General features: G+C 39.9%; 17 protein-coding genes, 12 tRNA genes and 1 rRNA gene. 1 reads left to right on the forward strand and 29 read right to left on the reverse strand.

Translation table 11 applies throughout. The annotated features are described in order from the left end of the window. From GLW08_RS17660 to GLW08_RS17725, 14 genes are all read right to left on the reverse strand, one after another. Positions 1–111, reverse strand: a 16S ribosomal RNA gene (locus GLW08_RS17660); the annotation flags it as partial. Positions 112–225: 114 nt separating this feature from the next. After that, positions 226–302 (reverse strand) — tRNA-Ile (locus tag GLW08_RS17665). 10 nt (positions 303–312) lie between these two features. Next, a tRNA-Gly gene (locus GLW08_RS17670) sits at positions 313–386 on the reverse strand. Between the two features lie 15 nt (positions 387–401). Continuing rightward, positions 402–478, reverse strand: a tRNA-Pro gene (locus GLW08_RS17675). A gap of 5 nt (positions 479–483) precedes the next feature. Beyond that, a tRNA-Arg gene (locus GLW08_RS17680) sits at positions 484–560 on the reverse strand. An 80-nt stretch (positions 561–640) separates the two neighbouring features. Next, positions 641–727, reverse strand: a tRNA-Leu gene (locus GLW08_RS17685). A 79-nt stretch (positions 728–806) separates the two neighbouring features. Beyond that, positions 807–891, reverse strand: a tRNA-Leu gene (locus GLW08_RS17690). A gap of 15 nt (positions 892–906) precedes the next feature. Then, a tRNA-Lys gene (locus tag GLW08_RS17695) sits at positions 907–982 on the reverse strand. A 4-nt stretch (positions 983–986) separates the two neighbouring features. Beyond that, a tRNA-Gln gene (locus GLW08_RS17700) sits at positions 987–1,061 on the reverse strand. Between the two features lie 4 nt (positions 1,062–1,065). Beyond that, positions 1,066–1,142, reverse strand: a tRNA-Asp gene (locus GLW08_RS17705). Between the two features lie 28 nt (positions 1,143–1,170). Next, a tRNA-Glu gene (locus GLW08_RS17710) sits at positions 1,171–1,242 on the reverse strand. A gap of 10 nt (positions 1,243–1,252) precedes the next feature. Further along, positions 1,253–1,343, reverse strand: a tRNA-Ser gene (locus GLW08_RS17715). Between the two features lie 2 nt (positions 1,344–1,345). Continuing rightward, positions 1,346–1,420, reverse strand: a tRNA-Asn gene (locus tag GLW08_RS17720). 282 nt (positions 1,421–1,702) lie between these two features. Continuing rightward, entirely contained in the window at positions 1,703–2,149 is a 447-nt protein-coding gene (locus GLW08_RS17725; protein ID WP_160849983.1) for a SprT family protein, read from the reverse strand. A 171-nt stretch (positions 2,150–2,320) separates the two neighbouring features. Here GLW08_RS17725 and cmpA point away from each other — a divergent pair, with 171 nt between their 5' ends. Continuing rightward, complete coding sequence (cmpA, locus tag GLW08_RS17730) at positions 2,321–2,434, forward strand: cortex morphogenetic protein CmpA (protein WP_152600782.1); 114 nt, start codon at positions 2,321–2,323, stop codon at positions 2,432–2,434. A 17-nt stretch (positions 2,435–2,451) separates the two neighbouring features. Here the strand turns inward: cmpA and GLW08_RS17735 are convergent, their stop codons facing one another. The 15 genes from GLW08_RS17735 to acpS all read right to left on the reverse strand — a co-directional run bounded on the left by GLW08_RS17735 (position 2,452) and on the right by acpS (position 15,234). Beyond that, a complete protein-coding gene (locus GLW08_RS17735; RefSeq protein WP_423808703.1) occupies positions 2,452–4,623 on the reverse strand; it encodes a Tex family protein in 2,172 nt (723 codons plus the stop codon). A gap of 243 nt (positions 4,624–4,866) precedes the next feature. Then, a complete protein-coding gene (locus GLW08_RS17740; RefSeq protein ID WP_160849985.1) occupies positions 4,867–5,463 on the reverse strand; it encodes a SpoIIE family protein phosphatase in 597 nt (198 codons plus the stop codon). Continuing rightward, entirely contained in the window at positions 5,463–6,254 is a 792-nt protein-coding gene (gene sigB / locus GLW08_RS17745) for an RNA polymerase sigma factor SigB (protein ID WP_036821573.1), read from the reverse strand. The genes GLW08_RS17740 and sigB overlap by 1 nt, the downstream gene beginning before the upstream one ends. Then, entirely contained in the window at positions 6,226–6,705 is a 480-nt protein-coding gene (gene rsbW / locus GLW08_RS17750; protein ID WP_036821575.1) for an anti-sigma B factor RsbW, read from the reverse strand. The genes sigB and rsbW overlap by 29 nt, the downstream gene beginning before the upstream one ends. Then, on the reverse strand, positions 6,705–7,040 hold the full coding sequence (locus GLW08_RS17755; protein ID WP_160849986.1) for an STAS domain-containing protein: 336 nt from the start codon (positions 7,038–7,040) through the stop codon (positions 6,705–6,707). Before GLW08_RS17755 ends, rsbW begins: the two co-directional genes overlap by 1 nt. A gap of 69 nt (positions 7,041–7,109) precedes the next feature. Continuing rightward, positions 7,110–8,120 carry a PP2C family protein-serine/threonine phosphatase gene (locus GLW08_RS17760; protein WP_160849987.1) on the reverse strand — a complete coding sequence of 337 codons (1,011 nt, stop codon included), beginning with the start codon at positions 8,118–8,120 and terminating at the stop codon, positions 7,110–7,112. A 15-nt stretch (positions 8,121–8,135) separates the two neighbouring features. Continuing rightward, positions 8,136–8,537, reverse strand: coding sequence for an anti-sigma regulatory factor (locus tag GLW08_RS17765; protein ID WP_036821586.1), 402 nt, complete (start codon positions 8,535–8,537; stop codon positions 8,136–8,138). A gap of 3 nt (positions 8,538–8,540) precedes the next feature. After that, positions 8,541–8,897 carry an STAS domain-containing protein gene (locus GLW08_RS17770; protein WP_036821588.1) on the reverse strand — a complete coding sequence of 119 codons (357 nt, stop codon included), beginning with the start codon at positions 8,895–8,897 and terminating at the stop codon, positions 8,541–8,543. 5 nt (positions 8,898–8,902) lie between these two features. Further along, positions 8,903–9,772, reverse strand: coding sequence for an STAS domain-containing protein (locus tag GLW08_RS17775; protein WP_160849988.1), 870 nt, complete (start codon positions 9,770–9,772; stop codon positions 8,903–8,905). 326 nt (positions 9,773–10,098) lie between these two features. After that, on the reverse strand, positions 10,099–10,449 hold the full coding sequence (gene ndoA / locus GLW08_RS17780; RefSeq protein ID WP_160849989.1) for a type II toxin-antitoxin system endoribonuclease NdoA: 351 nt from the start codon (positions 10,447–10,449) through the stop codon (positions 10,099–10,101). A 4-nt stretch (positions 10,450–10,453) separates the two neighbouring features. After that, a complete protein-coding gene (locus GLW08_RS17785; RefSeq protein ID WP_036821597.1) occupies positions 10,454–10,729 on the reverse strand; it encodes a CopG family ribbon-helix-helix protein in 276 nt (91 codons plus the stop codon). A 156-nt stretch (positions 10,730–10,885) separates the two neighbouring features. Then, positions 10,886–12,058, reverse strand: coding sequence for an alanine racemase (alr, locus tag GLW08_RS17790; protein ID WP_237458497.1), 1,173 nt, complete (start codon positions 12,056–12,058; stop codon positions 10,886–10,888). Positions 12,059–12,213: 155 nt separating this feature from the next. Beyond that, positions 12,214–13,230 (reverse strand): LolA family protein, encoded by a 1,017-nt coding sequence (locus GLW08_RS17795; RefSeq protein WP_160849991.1) that lies wholly within the window; start codon positions 13,228–13,230, stop codon positions 12,214–12,216. A gap of 51 nt (positions 13,231–13,281) precedes the next feature. Beyond that, entirely contained in the window at positions 13,282–14,802 is a 1,521-nt protein-coding gene (locus GLW08_RS17800) for an NAD(P)H-hydrate dehydratase (RefSeq protein ID WP_160849992.1), read from the reverse strand. 75 nt (positions 14,803–14,877) lie between these two features. Continuing rightward, positions 14,878–15,234, reverse strand: coding sequence for a holo-ACP synthase (gene acpS, locus GLW08_RS17805; protein ID WP_160849993.1), 357 nt, complete (start codon positions 15,232–15,234; stop codon positions 14,878–14,880). Positions 15,235–15,239 lie beyond the last annotated feature (5 nt).

Consider the following 15,239-nt stretch of genomic DNA (forward strand, 5'->3'; position numbering starts at 1 on the left):
TCGATCCACAACAATCACCCCGAAGGGATCATGTTGCTTCACGCGCTCGACTTGCATGTATTAGGCACGCCGCCAGCGTTCGTCCTGAGCCAGGATCAAACTCTCCATAAAATGAAGAAGTTCGCCTTTGCATCATTCAAAATGATTACTGGCTAATTCGTTAAAAAATTAACAGGTTGTTTACAAGTTGTTTTGTTCAGTTTTCAAAGATCAAACGTTCTTAACTGGTGGGCCTGAGTGGACTTGAACCACCGACCTCACGCTTATCAGGCGTGCGCTCTAACCAACTGAGCTACAGGCCCATAATGTTAATGGAGCGGGTGATGGGAATCGAACCCACGACATCAGCTTGGAAGGCTGAGGTTTTACCACTAAACTACACCCGCATATAAGATTTTCGCTGGTCGGGAAGACAGGATTCGAACCTGCGACCCCATGGTCCCAAACCATGTGCTCTACCAAGCTGAGCTACTTCCCGTATAATGGTGCGCCCGAGAGGAGTCGAACCCCTAGCCTTCTGATCCGTAGTCAGACGCTCTATCCAATTGAGCTACGGGCGCTTGTTGAAGCGACATATTTCATAATACCATTTCACCGTTAGCTTTGCAATGGTTTTTTTATTTTTTCTGTAACTTCTTTATGGTGCGGTCGAGAGGACTTGAACCTCCACGGGGTAAACCCCCACTAGGCCCTCAACCTAGCGCGTCTGCCATTCCGCCACGACCGCTCAATATCAAATTGAGCAAAATAAAATGCCGTGTTAGTCACAGCAATAATCCCACAGCATAAAAGCGTTACTTTTAAAATGGTGCGGGTGGAGGGACTTGAACCCCCACGTCGAGAGACACTAGATCCTAAGTCTAGCGCGTCTGCCAATTCCGCCACACCCGCAAAGTGTGATTATAGTGGTGAGCCATGGAGGATTCGAACCTCCGACCCTCTGATTAAAAGTCAGATGCTCTACCAACTGAGCTAATGGCTCTTCTTGGCTGGGCCAGCTGGATTCGAACCAGCGCATCACGGTACCAAAAACCGATGCCTTACCGCTTGGCTATGGCCCAAAAATGGCGGTCCGGACGGGACTCGAACCCGCGACCTCCTGCGTGACAGGCAGGCATTCTAACCAACTGAACTACCGGACCTTTTTCAAGAAAAGTAAATTAAGTAAAATGACCCGTACGGGACTCGAACCCGTGTTACTGCCGTGAAAGGGCAGTGTCTTAACCGCTTGACCAACGGGCCAAAAATAAAATGGCGGAGAAGGAGGGATTTGAACCCTCGCGCCGCTTACGCGACCTACACCCTTAGCAGGGGCGCCTCTTCAGCCACTTGAGTACTTCTCCATTGGCTCCAACGGCAGGATTCGAACCTGCGACCGATCGGTTAACAGCCGATAGCTCTACCTCTGAGCTACGTTGGAATATGTTTGAACGTCTTTGTTATATCATCTCCAAATCAAGGAGCGACAATTTATAATGTTACCAGAAAGCAATCGGCAATGCAAGTGCTCTTTTCAACTTTTTTTAAAGAGTTTTAAAAAGCTATTTACCGCTTGAATTAACTTGCGACGTAAAAAATCTTACAACAGCAATTGCTCTATGTCAAATGATTTTCAATAAAAAATCATTTCTTTTTTTATTAAGCTCTCCGTTTTTTTGACGGCTATAATAATTTAACACGGTTACCACACGTAGTCAATATATCACTTAATCTTTTTTAACTTTCCTTTACATTTTCCACATCTATATTTCTGCGTATTTACTCTTCTCTGCCTTTTAAAAACTACTTCACATCTCTCACAACGGTACTCGTGAATGTCTCTCATTTCTTTCGAAGGTAAAGGAGTGCAAAATCGCGGGGAGTCTGTTTTCTTTAGTAATGCTCGAAACGATGGATCTCGATGCTGATATCCTTTTCCTTCAATATGTAAGTGGTAATGGCAAAGCTCATGTTTGATAATGCCTTCAAATTCTTTCTCGCCTAATTCGGTTAAATACTTCGGATTTAATTCTATCCTTCTTACCCTCGGAAGATACCTACCACCTGTTGTTCTCAATCGATTATTCATAACCACCTCATCTAAGAAAGGTTTATCGAACCACTCTTCCGACACTTGATTTACCCATTGTCGCAATTTATAGGCTTCCATTTTCACACATCCTCATTCACGTATAGGCATTTGTTTACATATCCTAAATTAACCCGAACCTATATTGTTTTCAAGAAAACTATATAAATAGATAATAAACCCAGTTGCCCATACACTCTCTTCCTTGTATATCTTCAAAATTTAATACGTGCATGGAAAGGTGGATATATCATGCCTAACTGGTTACAAAGTCAATTAATGAAGGCATACTATAAAAAAGATAAATACCAGATCAAAGTTTTAAATCAATGCTGGTATTTTTATAGAAAAAAACACTGCTCGTAAGCAGTGCTCTTTTCTAGTTATTCAGATGGATTTAACATCGATAGTGCTATACGTCCTTTATGAACATCTACATCCTCTACCCAAACCGTAACAACATCTCCTACCCCAACGACATCAAGAGGGTGTTTGATGAACCGTTTAGCTAGCTTTGATATATGGACCAGGCCATCCTGTTTCACGCCAATATCCACAAACACACCAAAATCGACTACGTTTCTAACCGTCCCTTGAAGTTCCATTCCTTGCTTTAAATCTTCCATAGACAAAACGTCTTTCTTAAGCAATGGCTTAGGTAGGTCATCCCTTGGGTCTCGACCAGGCTGCACTAAAGACTTAATAATATCCTGTAACGTAGGCACACCTATATCCAACTGTTCAGCCGTTTGATGGACATCTAAATTCTTCAACTTCTGCTCGAGTTGGTCTGTCCCTAAATCATCCGTAGAACAACCTACCATCTTTAGCAATTGCTTCGTCGCTTGATAGCTCTCTGGATGAATGGGGGTGCGATCCAATGGCTCTTCCCCGTCAGGAATACGTAAGAAGCCAATACTTTGTTCATACGTTTTAGCGCCCAGGCGAGGAATCTTTTTAAGTTGTTTTCGATTTGTGAACTTACCTTGTTCTTCTCTAGCTCTTACAACGTTTGTTGCCACCGCCTTACTGAGTCCTGAAACGTATTGCAACAAGGATGGGGAAGCTGTATTTGCATTAACGCCGACTTGGTTAACAACTGTTTCAACGACGAAAGTTAACGAATCATTTAATTTCTTTTGACTAACATCGTGTTGATATTGTCCGACCCCAATGGATTTCGGATCAATCTTAACTAGTTCTGCTAATGGGTCTTGGACACGCCTTGCGATGGATATAGCACTTCTTTCCTCAACCTGTAAATCAGGAAACTCTTCACGTGCTAAAGGGGATGCAGAATATACACTTGCCCCCGCTTCATTTACAATCATGTAAGCAATATCTAATTTATGCTTTTGGATTAATTCAGCAACAAATTGCTCTGTCTCTCTTGAAGCTGTTCCGTTTCCAATTGCGACTAGCTGGATTGGGTGTTGCTCAATCAACCCTAGTATTGTATCTTCTGCCCCGGCTTTGTCATTTTTCGGAGGAGTTGGATAGACAACTTTAATAGCATGGACCTTCCCCGTTTCATCTACCACCGTTAATTTGCAACCCGTACGGTAGGCCGGGTCCACCCCTAGGACCATCTTTTCTTTTAATGGCGGCTGCAGCAACAGATTTTTCACATTTTGAGAAAAAACATCTATTGCTTTTTCTTCAGCTACTTCAGACAGAGAGTTACGAATTTCGCGTTCAATAGATGGTTGAATTAAGCGTTTATAGGCATCTTCAATAGCGTCTACAAATAGTTGTTTTTGTTTTGATTCTCCATCTTTGACTACCTTCTTTTTCAGATAGTCTAATACGAGCTCTGTTGGTGGTAGAACACTTACTTTTAAGATGCCCTCTTTTTCCCCACGATTCACAGCTAATACACGGTGCGAAGCAATGGCACGAATGGGTTCTTGATAATCATAATACATCTCAAAAACGCCTTTTTCGTCTTTTTCTTGATCTTTTGCTTTTGCTTCTGTTTTAATGCTTCCATTTTCAAAAGTCTTCTTCCGAATATATTCACGATAGGATGGCTCATCTGATATCCATTCTGCCAAAATGTCATTTACGCCTTGCAAGACACCTTCTACAGTATGTAGTTCTTGCTCTTCCGATACATATGAAGCAGCTTCTTCGTCTAGCTTTACATTCTCATGATTCCATAAAGCAAGAGCCAGTGGTTCTAGACCTCTTTCCTTTGCTACTGTCGCTCTTGTTCTCCGCTTTTGCTTATAGGGACGATAAAGGTCCTCTACCTTCTGAAGTTGCTGAGCCTGAAGGATATCTTGTTTCAACTCGTCTGTCAGCTTTCCTTGCTCTTCAATTAAGCGAAGAACTTCTTCTTTTCGATTAGAGAGATTTAATCCATACTCCCATTTCTCCTGGATTGTATGAATTTGAACTTCATCTAATCCACCTGTTTGTTCTTTTCGATACCGAGCGATAAAAGGAACGGTATTCCCCTCATTCAATAATGAGATGACTTGTTCAATAAGCGAAGATTTTATTTCCGTTTCTTTCATAACCCATTGAACAATCTGTGTATGATCACTACTCAAAGCATTTCCTCCTATTCCATTGCATATCGATTCATTTATTCCATTTAACATTTCTATATTGACTTCCTTAAAGTATACCAAAACTACTTTCAAACTTCATGTTGGTATTCAAAAACCATCGTGCCATTTTCATGTAAACTATCGTAATTAAAACTTTTCTAAGCATAAATCATGCAAGAACCAAAATGTATATTTCTTTACTGCACAAAAAACCTTGCCCCTTTTAGTAAAAGGTAGCAAGGCCTAATTTCCGTTATATTTAATCGCAATAAACGTCGTATCATCATCGTTCACTTTAGCTTGCTGTTGTTTAAAGGATTCCATAATGTAATTGAGGTTTTGAGAGACAAATGTTTTAGAAGAAAGGGTACGCTCATTTACTCCATCTGAAAACATGAAGAATAAGGAGCCAGGGGTTAGTTCGTCTTGTGTAACCCTGTAAGGACGAGGATATCCAGAGAGGTATCCTGCGGAAGGAATGTTACGTTTTTTCTTTCCGTCCGAAGACATCATAATGATACCTATATTACCAATCGAAGTAAATGAATACCATTTTTCTGCAAAGTGAATACGGAGTATCCCTAATACAGCTCCCCTTTTATCACTAAGTGCCTCATTGCATTTTGAAATAATGGTATCAATGGGATTATCCATATGATGCTGAATGACGTCCATTACAGCCTGAGAGCTTTCCAGGGCATATTCTCCACTCCCCAAACCATCTGCTAACGCACAAATAAATTCTTCGTCTGTTTCTTTGTAAAAGTAGCTATCACCGCAATAATAGTTACCTTTTTTTGGTTCCTGATGAACGCTGAGCTCTACTTTGTTTTCACCCATCAATAGTATGCCTCCGCATTGTCACCTTGTAGAGCTTCGCGTAATTTACGTAAAGCGCGACGTTGGAGACGGGAAACATGCATCTGAGAAATACCCAACTGCTCACCGGTATCTTTTTGGCTCATATTTTCAAAATATGTGCATTTCAGTATTTCTTGCTCTCTCTCAGAAAGGATAGGAAGCACTTTCTCCAGAAGCATTTGTTGATCAATTTGGTCATATCCTTTATCTTGATTACCAATCAAATCAAGAATCGTAACCGTACTACCATCAGAATCTGCTTCAATTTTTCGATCAACAGATAATGCTTTATAACTCTTACCCATTTCCATTGTTTCTAATACGTCTTCCTCAGAAACATCAAGGTAATCCGCTATTTCTACAACAGAAGGGGATCGTTGCATCTCAGTAGTTAAGTCTTCATTGGCTTTTTTAATCTTCGGACCTAATTCTTTTATTCGACGAGGAACGTGTACGCTCCATGTTTTATCCCGAATAAAACGCTTAATTTCACCAATGATGGTTGGGATTGCGAAGGACTCAAATGACTTGCCATAAGAAGGATCATATCGACGGATAGCTGCCAATAATCCCAACATACCTACTTGTACAAGATCTTCGTGTATAGAACTATTTTTAGAATACTTTTTTGCTATAGACTGGACGAGGTCTTCATACTGGAGTACAATCTTTTCTTGCACTTCTTCATCTTCAGGGTGTTCCTGGAGATGCTTTATCCATTCATAAACCTCACCATCACGTCTATTGTGTGGTTGAGATTTGGTCGCCATTGAGCCCCACCTCATTTTCATGGAGATATTTCGTCATAAGTACGATTACGCCATATTTATTATTGATTTCAACCTTATCCATCAGGGCATCGATTAAAAAGAGTCCAAACCCACCTTCCCTTAATTCTTCTATAGAGTCATCTTCTTTGTATGGGCCAATGTCTTCTTTAACCTTATTTAAATCAAAGCTTCCACCATGGTCAGCTACCATAACTTCCAGGCGATCTTCATAAACACCAAAACCAATCGTGATTTCACCTTCGCCTGTTTCGTTATATGCATGTTTCACGCCGTTGGTAATCGCTTCTGAAATAGAAACTTTTAAATCTTCAATATCATCATAAGAAAAACCCATTCGGTTAGCGATTCCAGAGATACTAAGACGAACCACTCCCACATATTCTGGTTTTGCCGGTACTTTTACTTCAACAAAATCAAATGTCTCGGTCATTACATTCCACCTCGTACTGTAGAATCTGTTTCAATATCAATTATTTCAGTTAAGCCTGTAATTTTGAATAAACGATATACACGCTCTTGTAGTTGAATTAATTTAAGATTTCCACCGTATTCTTTCGTTGATTTTAGCGCACTGATAAATACACCTAAACCAGTACTATCCATGTACGTAACTTGCTGTAAATCCACTACAACTGCAGCTTCAGCATCTTGTGTTAGTGGGAGTACCGTTTCTTTTAATTTAGGTGCTGTATAAGCATCAATTTCACCGGAAAGTGAAACGTATTTATTATTCCCTTCGTGATCAACATCAATGTTTAAGTTCATTAGGAACAGAACCTCCTACTCTCGAAATAGTATATTCCACTTATGAGAATTACCCTTTTTGAAATGTGATTAAACTTCTCTTCGTAAAATAATCATTGTAAAGTCATCACGTAATTGAAAGTCCTGTAATCTTTCAAAATGACGATAGACTTGATCCGTGATTTCTTGGGCAGATAAGTGTTTGTATTGGTGAATCACATCTGAAATTTCATCCCGTTCAATGAAACGGTCCCCTGTTCGACATTCTGTTACTCCATCCGTTAACAGAATAATCATATCCCCAACATCCAGATGCTGAGTATATTGTTGGTACTTCACACTACGATCGACACCTAAAACAAGCCCTTCCGCTTCTATATCATGGAAGGAATCATTTTTGGCGGAGTAATAAAACCCAGGCTCATGACCAGCAGAAGAGTAGTTAAATTCCTGTGATTCAGGGTCATATAAACCATAAAACATAGTTACAAACATACTTGGATCTACGTTACGTTCAACAACTCGATTCATACCTTCTAATATGACACCAGGTTCCATTCGACTGTCTGGAAAACTATCCATGGAGTACTTAATCATCGACATACATAATGCAGCCGGAACTCCCTTCCCAATAACATCAGCTACCGCAATTCCGAGTGATCCCTCTTGGTCTTTAACAAAGTGGTAATAATCACCATTCATTTGTTTAGCTGGTGTACTAATTGCACCTACATCCAGTTCGTTCATTCCAGGCTTTGTCGTAGAGAGTAGAGTCTGCTGCATATTAGCCGCTACGGAAATTTCAGACTGAAGCTCTAATTGTTTTTCACGTAGAGCCTGATACTCTTGATATGCTAGTCCATAAGAAATCATTGTTTCTAATAAAAAATTCAAGGAACTTTGAATATTTGAAGGAATATCAGGGTACAACTCCAATAAGGCTTCAATATGAACATTAATGATCTCGTCTGGTGTTATATTCTGTTGAATAGATTGTTTACTAAATTGCTCTGCACGATAAAGAGCTTGTTCATTTTGTGTTTCAATATACTGTTTCAATAAGTCTTTATAGCTTTCCAAATCAAGCTTCAAGGTACTCATCCATTGTTCCCCCTCTTAACGGAGCCATTTAACTACGTTTACTTCAGTTCCTTCCCCCTGCCTTGATATCACATCAAATTCATCCATTAAACGTTTCACACCTGGAAGTCCCGCTCCAAGACCACCTGATGTTGAGAAACCATCTTCCATCACTTGCGTTACATCGCGTATCCCTGGACCTTCATCGATGGCAATAATACGCAAGCCTTTTTCATTAAGGTTTTCTATTGTTTCAAAACATACTTTTCCAGTTCCAGCATACAAATAAATATTTCTCGCCAATTCAGAAATGGCTGTAGCAATTCGAGCTTGGTCTACTGTCCCAAACCCTATCTTCTTTGAAATATCTCGCCCTAACTGCCGAGCGCCTACAATGTCCCATTCCTTTTTAATATTCACACAGGATTGAAAGTCCATGCACTAGTCCTCCAATTCCTGACGAAGTTTAATCAACCCTTGTTCTAAGTCTAGTGCCGTTGGTACATCCTGGAGATGAATGCCAAGGTCAATTAAAGTCATGGCCACTGCTGGTTGTATGCCGGTGAGGACTACTTTTGCACCCATTAAGTCTGACATGGAAACAACATCCCCTAATACTTTTGCAATAAAGGAATCAATAATATCAACCGAGGTTAGATCAATAACCACCCCTGTTGCTCCACTCTCATGGATCTTATTAAGTAAATCTTCTTGGAATTGTATGGCTGTTTGATCATCAAGATCTATTTGTATAGAAATCAAAAGGTAATTGTGAAGTTTTAAAATTGGTACTCTCATCTTGTTCACTCCCCGTCTAAAGAGTCGATTAGCTCTTCTATGTCTTTTTGTTGACCTTCTAGTCCAACAATTTTTCGATTGGTTAATTCAAGCGCTGATTCGAATCCTTTTCTTAAGGAACTCTTTGTTGGGAATTTGCTTAAATCAATTCCTAAATTCACAATCGTTTGAGCAATTTCTGGCCTAATCCCTACAAGTATACATGTGGAACCTACTAACCGTACTGCTTCAGCAGCTTGGATAATATGATGAGCTACCATTGTATCTACAACAGGAACTCCAGTAATATCAATCAACACTACTTCAGAATGGTGTTTGATTACACCATCTAAGAGGTTTTCCATAATTTGTTTAGCTCTATCGGTATCAATTGTTCCAATTAAAGGCATAACTGTGATGTTTTCCATTACTGGAATTAAGGGCGCTGATAATTCTTGGAGGGCTACCTTTTGAAGTGAAACAATATTCTCCCAACTACCAGAATATTCGTTCACTAACTGGTTAATAATGGGGTCGACCCATTCATCTACTTTGGAGAGGATTTCAGAAAAGTAATTTGTATCTACTCTTGTTGACTGACTTAAAATATAATTGATCGTTACTCTTCGAAATGCCTGCATACCGTCCGTTAGATAGCTTAACGGCCATCCTAAATTAATAAGACGCTCTGCGAAGCCTTCGATATCATTTGTTAACCCTTGCTTTTCCAAACTAGAAAATATAACATTTACAAATTCTCGATTTGTACTCTCAAATAATTCGCCTGAAATGGTGGATGTATAATCATGTTTGCGGTTTTTTTCAATTTCTTCTAACCACATCCGTACTATATCATCACTATTGTTTAGAACAATTTCTTTTAAGTTTGCTTCCACGCAAGAAACCCCCCTGTTCATCTAAAATATCGCACTATATCATATCTATTGTCACACTTTCACTTATGTAACGTAAACCTACATGCGCTATATTTATAAAATAATATTATACTTACCACTCTATCACCAAGATACAAAAACAGCCAATAATAAACACAAAAAAATACACGATGATTACACTTCCCTAATAAAGGTGTTTTTTGGCTTTGATTTTTAGGTAGTTGTTGCTTATTGTTCAAATGAAGTGATAAAGAGGGGATTAAATGAAACACACAAGGCTTTTAAGTAAAAAAATAAAGCTACTCGCTTGTTGAGTAGCTTTTTTTCTAAAAGTCAATGAGCCCAAGGCTGATTTGTAATGCTTCGTCAACTCTCCCCATCATCGTTTCATCAAGGTGAGTAATTTTATCTGTCAGTCTTTGTTTATCGATTGTTCTGATTTGCTCTAGTAAGATAACAGAATCTCTTTCGAATCCGTACTTTTCTGCATCAATTTCGACATGTGTTGGTAATTTAGCTTTTTGTATTTGCGCTGTTATGGCCGCCACAATAACTGTGGGGCTAAATCGGTTACCGATATCATTCTGAAGGATTAAGACTGGGCGGACGCCTCCTTGCTCAGAACCTACGACCGGTGATAGATCGGCAAAGTAAACGTCGCCTCTTTTCACGATCAAATCCTTACACCCCACTCACTAAGCGTTCACAGGTTGTTTCTGCCTCCTCTTCAGCTTGAAAAGCTTCTGAAGCAATGTTTAAGTTTATCTTGGCCATCTCCATGTAACCCTGGCGCATTGTTTCTCTAATGTGGCGTTTTTTACGCTCACGCAAATACATTTTTGTCGCTTGATAAATAAAGTCGCTCCGATCACCATTTTCAAGTTGTACCATGCCATCTAGTTCATTTAATAAATGCTGTGGCAATTTAACTACGATTTCTTGTGAACTTTCGGACACAAAAATGCACCTCCACCATCAACTAAACACCATTTAATCGATTAATTCTAAGTTTATCATACCACTGAAAAAGGGGGTTTGCAAAGGCTCTTAACATATTTTATACCAAATTACGTTTTTTTCTGTCATTTTCAGGGTATCCCGCTCGAATTTTATCTATTCCATTTCTTCAATAGAAAGGGAGTTTTCAATTTCGATAATATTTTCATCTTTTACGTAAATCCTTGGAACCCGATAGCTAATGAGACAAGGAATTTCATAGTTAATGGTATCGACATAGTTTGCAACTTCATCCATCTCAATTTCTTCAGACCCCTGCTTCCCAATCAACGTCACCTTGGTCCCTACTGGATAGTGTTGGTCTAACTTAATCATAAATTGATCCATGCATATCTTCCCTACAATCGGCACTCTTTTACCATTGACTAAAACATCCATCCCCTGTAGCTTTCGAATCCATCCATCAGCATACCCTAGAGGAACTGTCCCAATCCATTCCTGTCCTTTAGTCGTGTAATCCGCTCCATAACTAATTGACTCTCCTTCAGGTAACTCTTTCACATGAATCAATTGACTATGCAATGAAAAAGCAGGTTGTAACGGAATTGGATCTATGGCCTTTACATCTGATGAAGGGTATAACCCATACATCCCTATGCCAAAACGAACCATTTGATGCATTTGGTCTGGAAATCTCATGCTAGCAGCGCTATTTCCTGTATGAATAGAAACAGGCTGACTCCATAACCGTTGAAATTCTTCCAACAGCTCTTCAAAACGAGCTTGCTGTTTTTCAAAGTAGCTCACATCTTCCTCATCAGCTGTAGAGAAATGAGTAAATACTCCGTCAAGCTTCAATCTACTATCCGTAAACTCTTGCAATACTGCCTGTAAGTCCTCTTTAGTACGAATGCCTATTCTCCCCATTCCAGTATCCCATTTTATATGGAGCGAAATGGGTTCCGTAAACGACTGCCTCTTCACTTCTTCAAGCCAATCTTTCTGAAATACCGTTACACTGATATCATGCTTTGCAGCGAGATGGACATCTTGAGGGCGTATCCATCCCATTACTAAAATGGGAGCTTCAACACCTTCTTCTCGAAGCTTCAATGCCTCATCCAGTAAAGAAACAGCTAATGCCTGAGCACCAGCTTCTAAAGCAGCGTGCGCTACTTGGATATCCCCGTGCCCATAAGCGTTTGCTTTTACCACTGCGTATATACCTGTTTGTTTTCGTAAGTTTTGCTGTAATCGCTGGATATTATCTTTAATCGAATCTAAACGAACTTCTACCCAGGAATCTCTATAATACGTTTCGATAGACAACCAAGATCCCCTCTCCACTTCCATGCTCTATTTATTATTATTATTCATTGTGGGGAAAAGCATGTCAATAAAAACTAAGGAGAGAGTGATTGTGAACAAAAAATAAAAGCAGACTCATGATTCTGTGCTTGAGTCTGCTAGAGTTGTTCATACTATTATTTAACTACTGTACCTTGTACGGATTGTGCGATGTGAATCATTTCTTCCTTCGTCAAATCTTTACTTGCCAAGGTAAAGTCCATCCCTGAATGAGACCATTCAAGTGTAGAATTGGACCATGCGCCTACTGTATAACCAAGATTTACTGGTTCACCTTCAACTGCCACTGGAACAGATGCACTAGCAGGCAATGTTTCAAACGACTCTTGAATTAGCGTATAGGACTTATCACCTTTGAAGGTAAGGATTACACGCTTGCCATTGTCAGTGTCCACTTCCTTCTTCTCTTCTAGTTCAGCATTTCCAACTGTTGCTTCAGGATATAGTACTGTAAACGTAGCTTCTTCTTGATTTGCCATGACTGGAACGCCAAGCACTCCACTTGTCATATTTTTCTCTGTTGTAAATGCATCATCACTAAAGGTTGGATTTAGTTCAAAAGAAGTAAATTGAACTTCTACAACCGGTTTTCTGTCTTTGTCTAATACTTTTACCATCACTGGTGTTAATTCTTTTTTGTCAAAATAAATTTCTTGATAAGGAAGGTTTTTGCTATTTTGATAGTTTGTTTTTGTTTCAAATACATAATAATCTTCTGTTGCTTGGAATTTTGCATCCGAATCTTTCTTCACGTCTGCAACAAGGGAACCGTACAGATAAGGCTGGCTGCTATTTTCTGGCCAATCACTCTGGAATTTAAAGCTTTTATTCAAAGCAGGAGTTAATACGAAAACCCCTTCTTCATTACGAAGAATGATTTGACTGCCTTGTTGATCCTTTTCGTTATTTAGCAACACACGATAGTAATCTTTCTTCTTATGCCAAACGTCAATATTATACTTTTGCGCTTCCTCACCCGTTTGCAAACTCATCGTTGCCTGCGCTTTATACCCTGTCATTTGCTCTAACTTTTTATCTAATGACTTGACGACATCTTCCTTGGATTTTTCGCCACAGGCGGCTAATACAAGAATCAAGGATGCGACAATTAAAAGCCACACTTTTCTTTTCATGATCACAACTCCTTTGTCTCATTTCAATGGACAAAGGGAACGTATTCACCACTATTGAGATAATGCACGATACGTTTGAGCTAGCCCTTCTATTACGTCACTAGCTAGCAAATCATACGTTGAATGCTGATGTTGAACCAATAAATCTGCCGTATAGCCATGAATCCAAGTGCCATTACACAATGCTCTTTCAAGGGATTGGGATTGCATCACCATCGCCAAAAGAATACCTGCCAACACATCACCACTTCCACCCTTGGCCATACCCGGGTTTCCTGTTACAGTCACCCATTGGTTTCCTTGCGGTGTTGTAATGATGGTAAAAGCACCTTTTAACACAATGTATGCCTGAAACTCCTCAGCAAACGCTTTAGAATAAGCAAAGGGCTGATGTAGGAGTTCTGGTATGGATACATTTAATAGAGTAGCCATTTCTCCAGGATGAGGGGTCAATATGGTTGGGTTATGGCGTCCCTTAAGGCTAGAAAGAATCCCTTTAAGTGCATATAACCCATCGGCATCTATGAGTAGAATCCCTTGAGTCTGTTCCAATGCTACTTGTAGAATTGTTTCAGCCCCCGTATGTCTACCCATCCCCATTCCCATCGCAATTGCATCATAAGAAAAATCAACACTGCCTATATCGCTTATATATCCACCTTCTGAAGGAAGAGTGGTATATGTTGCCTCCACAACAGTGGACGCCAGGGCCGTGATATTTTCTTGAACAGTTGCTACAGTCAGTAATCCTGCACCTGCTCGTAATGCAGCACGAGAAGTCATAGCGATTGAGCCAGGCATAGCTACAGCCCCACCAATTACTAACCCCTTACCATGCTTTCCCTTGTGAGAAAAAGCGCCTCGTGTTGGCAATGTAGTGCTCACATCTTGTTTTTTCCAAACCCTTTTTTGAGTCTTCTTGGATTGGATGACAGTAGATGGAAGTCCAATATCGACTACTTCCCATCGACCATAGTAAGCAGCTGTGTGCTCTAGAAAAGCAGACACTTTTGGAAACTGAATGACTATAGTTCGATCCGCTTGTACAGCTTGATCAACTTCCAAACCTTCATCAGCAGGAACACCGCTAGGGAGATCTACAGAAATAACTTCTCCTTCAAATTGATTCACGAAAGAAATGAGCTGATTATATGGAGGGCGTATCGCACCTTTCACCCCGATACCAAGCATTGCATCTACCACAACATCTTTTTCCTTAAGAGCGTGTTCAAGGTTTTCTATTTCCTCATAGCTTATGAATGGAAATCCGCTATTACGGAACACGTCACGATGATAGGCTGCATCCCCTTTGATCTCAGACGGAGAAGCGCACACGATCACCTCAACATCGTACCCTTTCTGTAAAAGTGTCCTGGCTATGACAAAACCATCGCCCCCATTATTACCTTTACCAATCAAAATAGCTATTCGTTTTTGGTCTGATACAAAAAGCTCCATATGATTGGCGACAGCTCTTCCCGCATTCTCCATTAATAGCTTTCCTTCAACACCAATACGTTCAATGGCGTATTGGTCCGTATCGTACATTTCTTGAGCGGTGACAAAATACAATCTCGTTCCCTCCTACCCGCAATAAAATATATGAGACAAACTTTGTGATTATGCAGACTAGCCTGACAAGCTTTTTTAATCCTCCAAAATAACCTGTGCAATAGCATGAGATTGGCTATGAGAAATCGAAACCCAAATGTTGAACTCACAACCATCTACTCTCATCGTTGGAGCGCCTTGTTCACTTCTTAAGATACTAATATCTTGAAAAGAACATGCACTTCCAATCCCAGTCCCCATTGCTTTTGTAAATGCTTCTTTGGCTGCAAAACGCCCAGCAACAAATTCAGCTCGTCTATATGTAGCGCGTATGTTTTGGTATATCGTTACTTCTTCTTCTGTTAACACTCTATTAATGAATCGTTTATTTTTTTCGATTGCAGTAGAAATTCGTTCCACTTCTACTAAATCGATCCCAATTCCTCTAATCATTTCAT

The organism is Pontibacillus yanchengensis (assembly GCF_009856295.1).
Lineage (GTDB): Bacteria > Bacillota > Bacilli > Bacillales > BH030062 > Pontibacillus > Pontibacillus yanchengensis_A.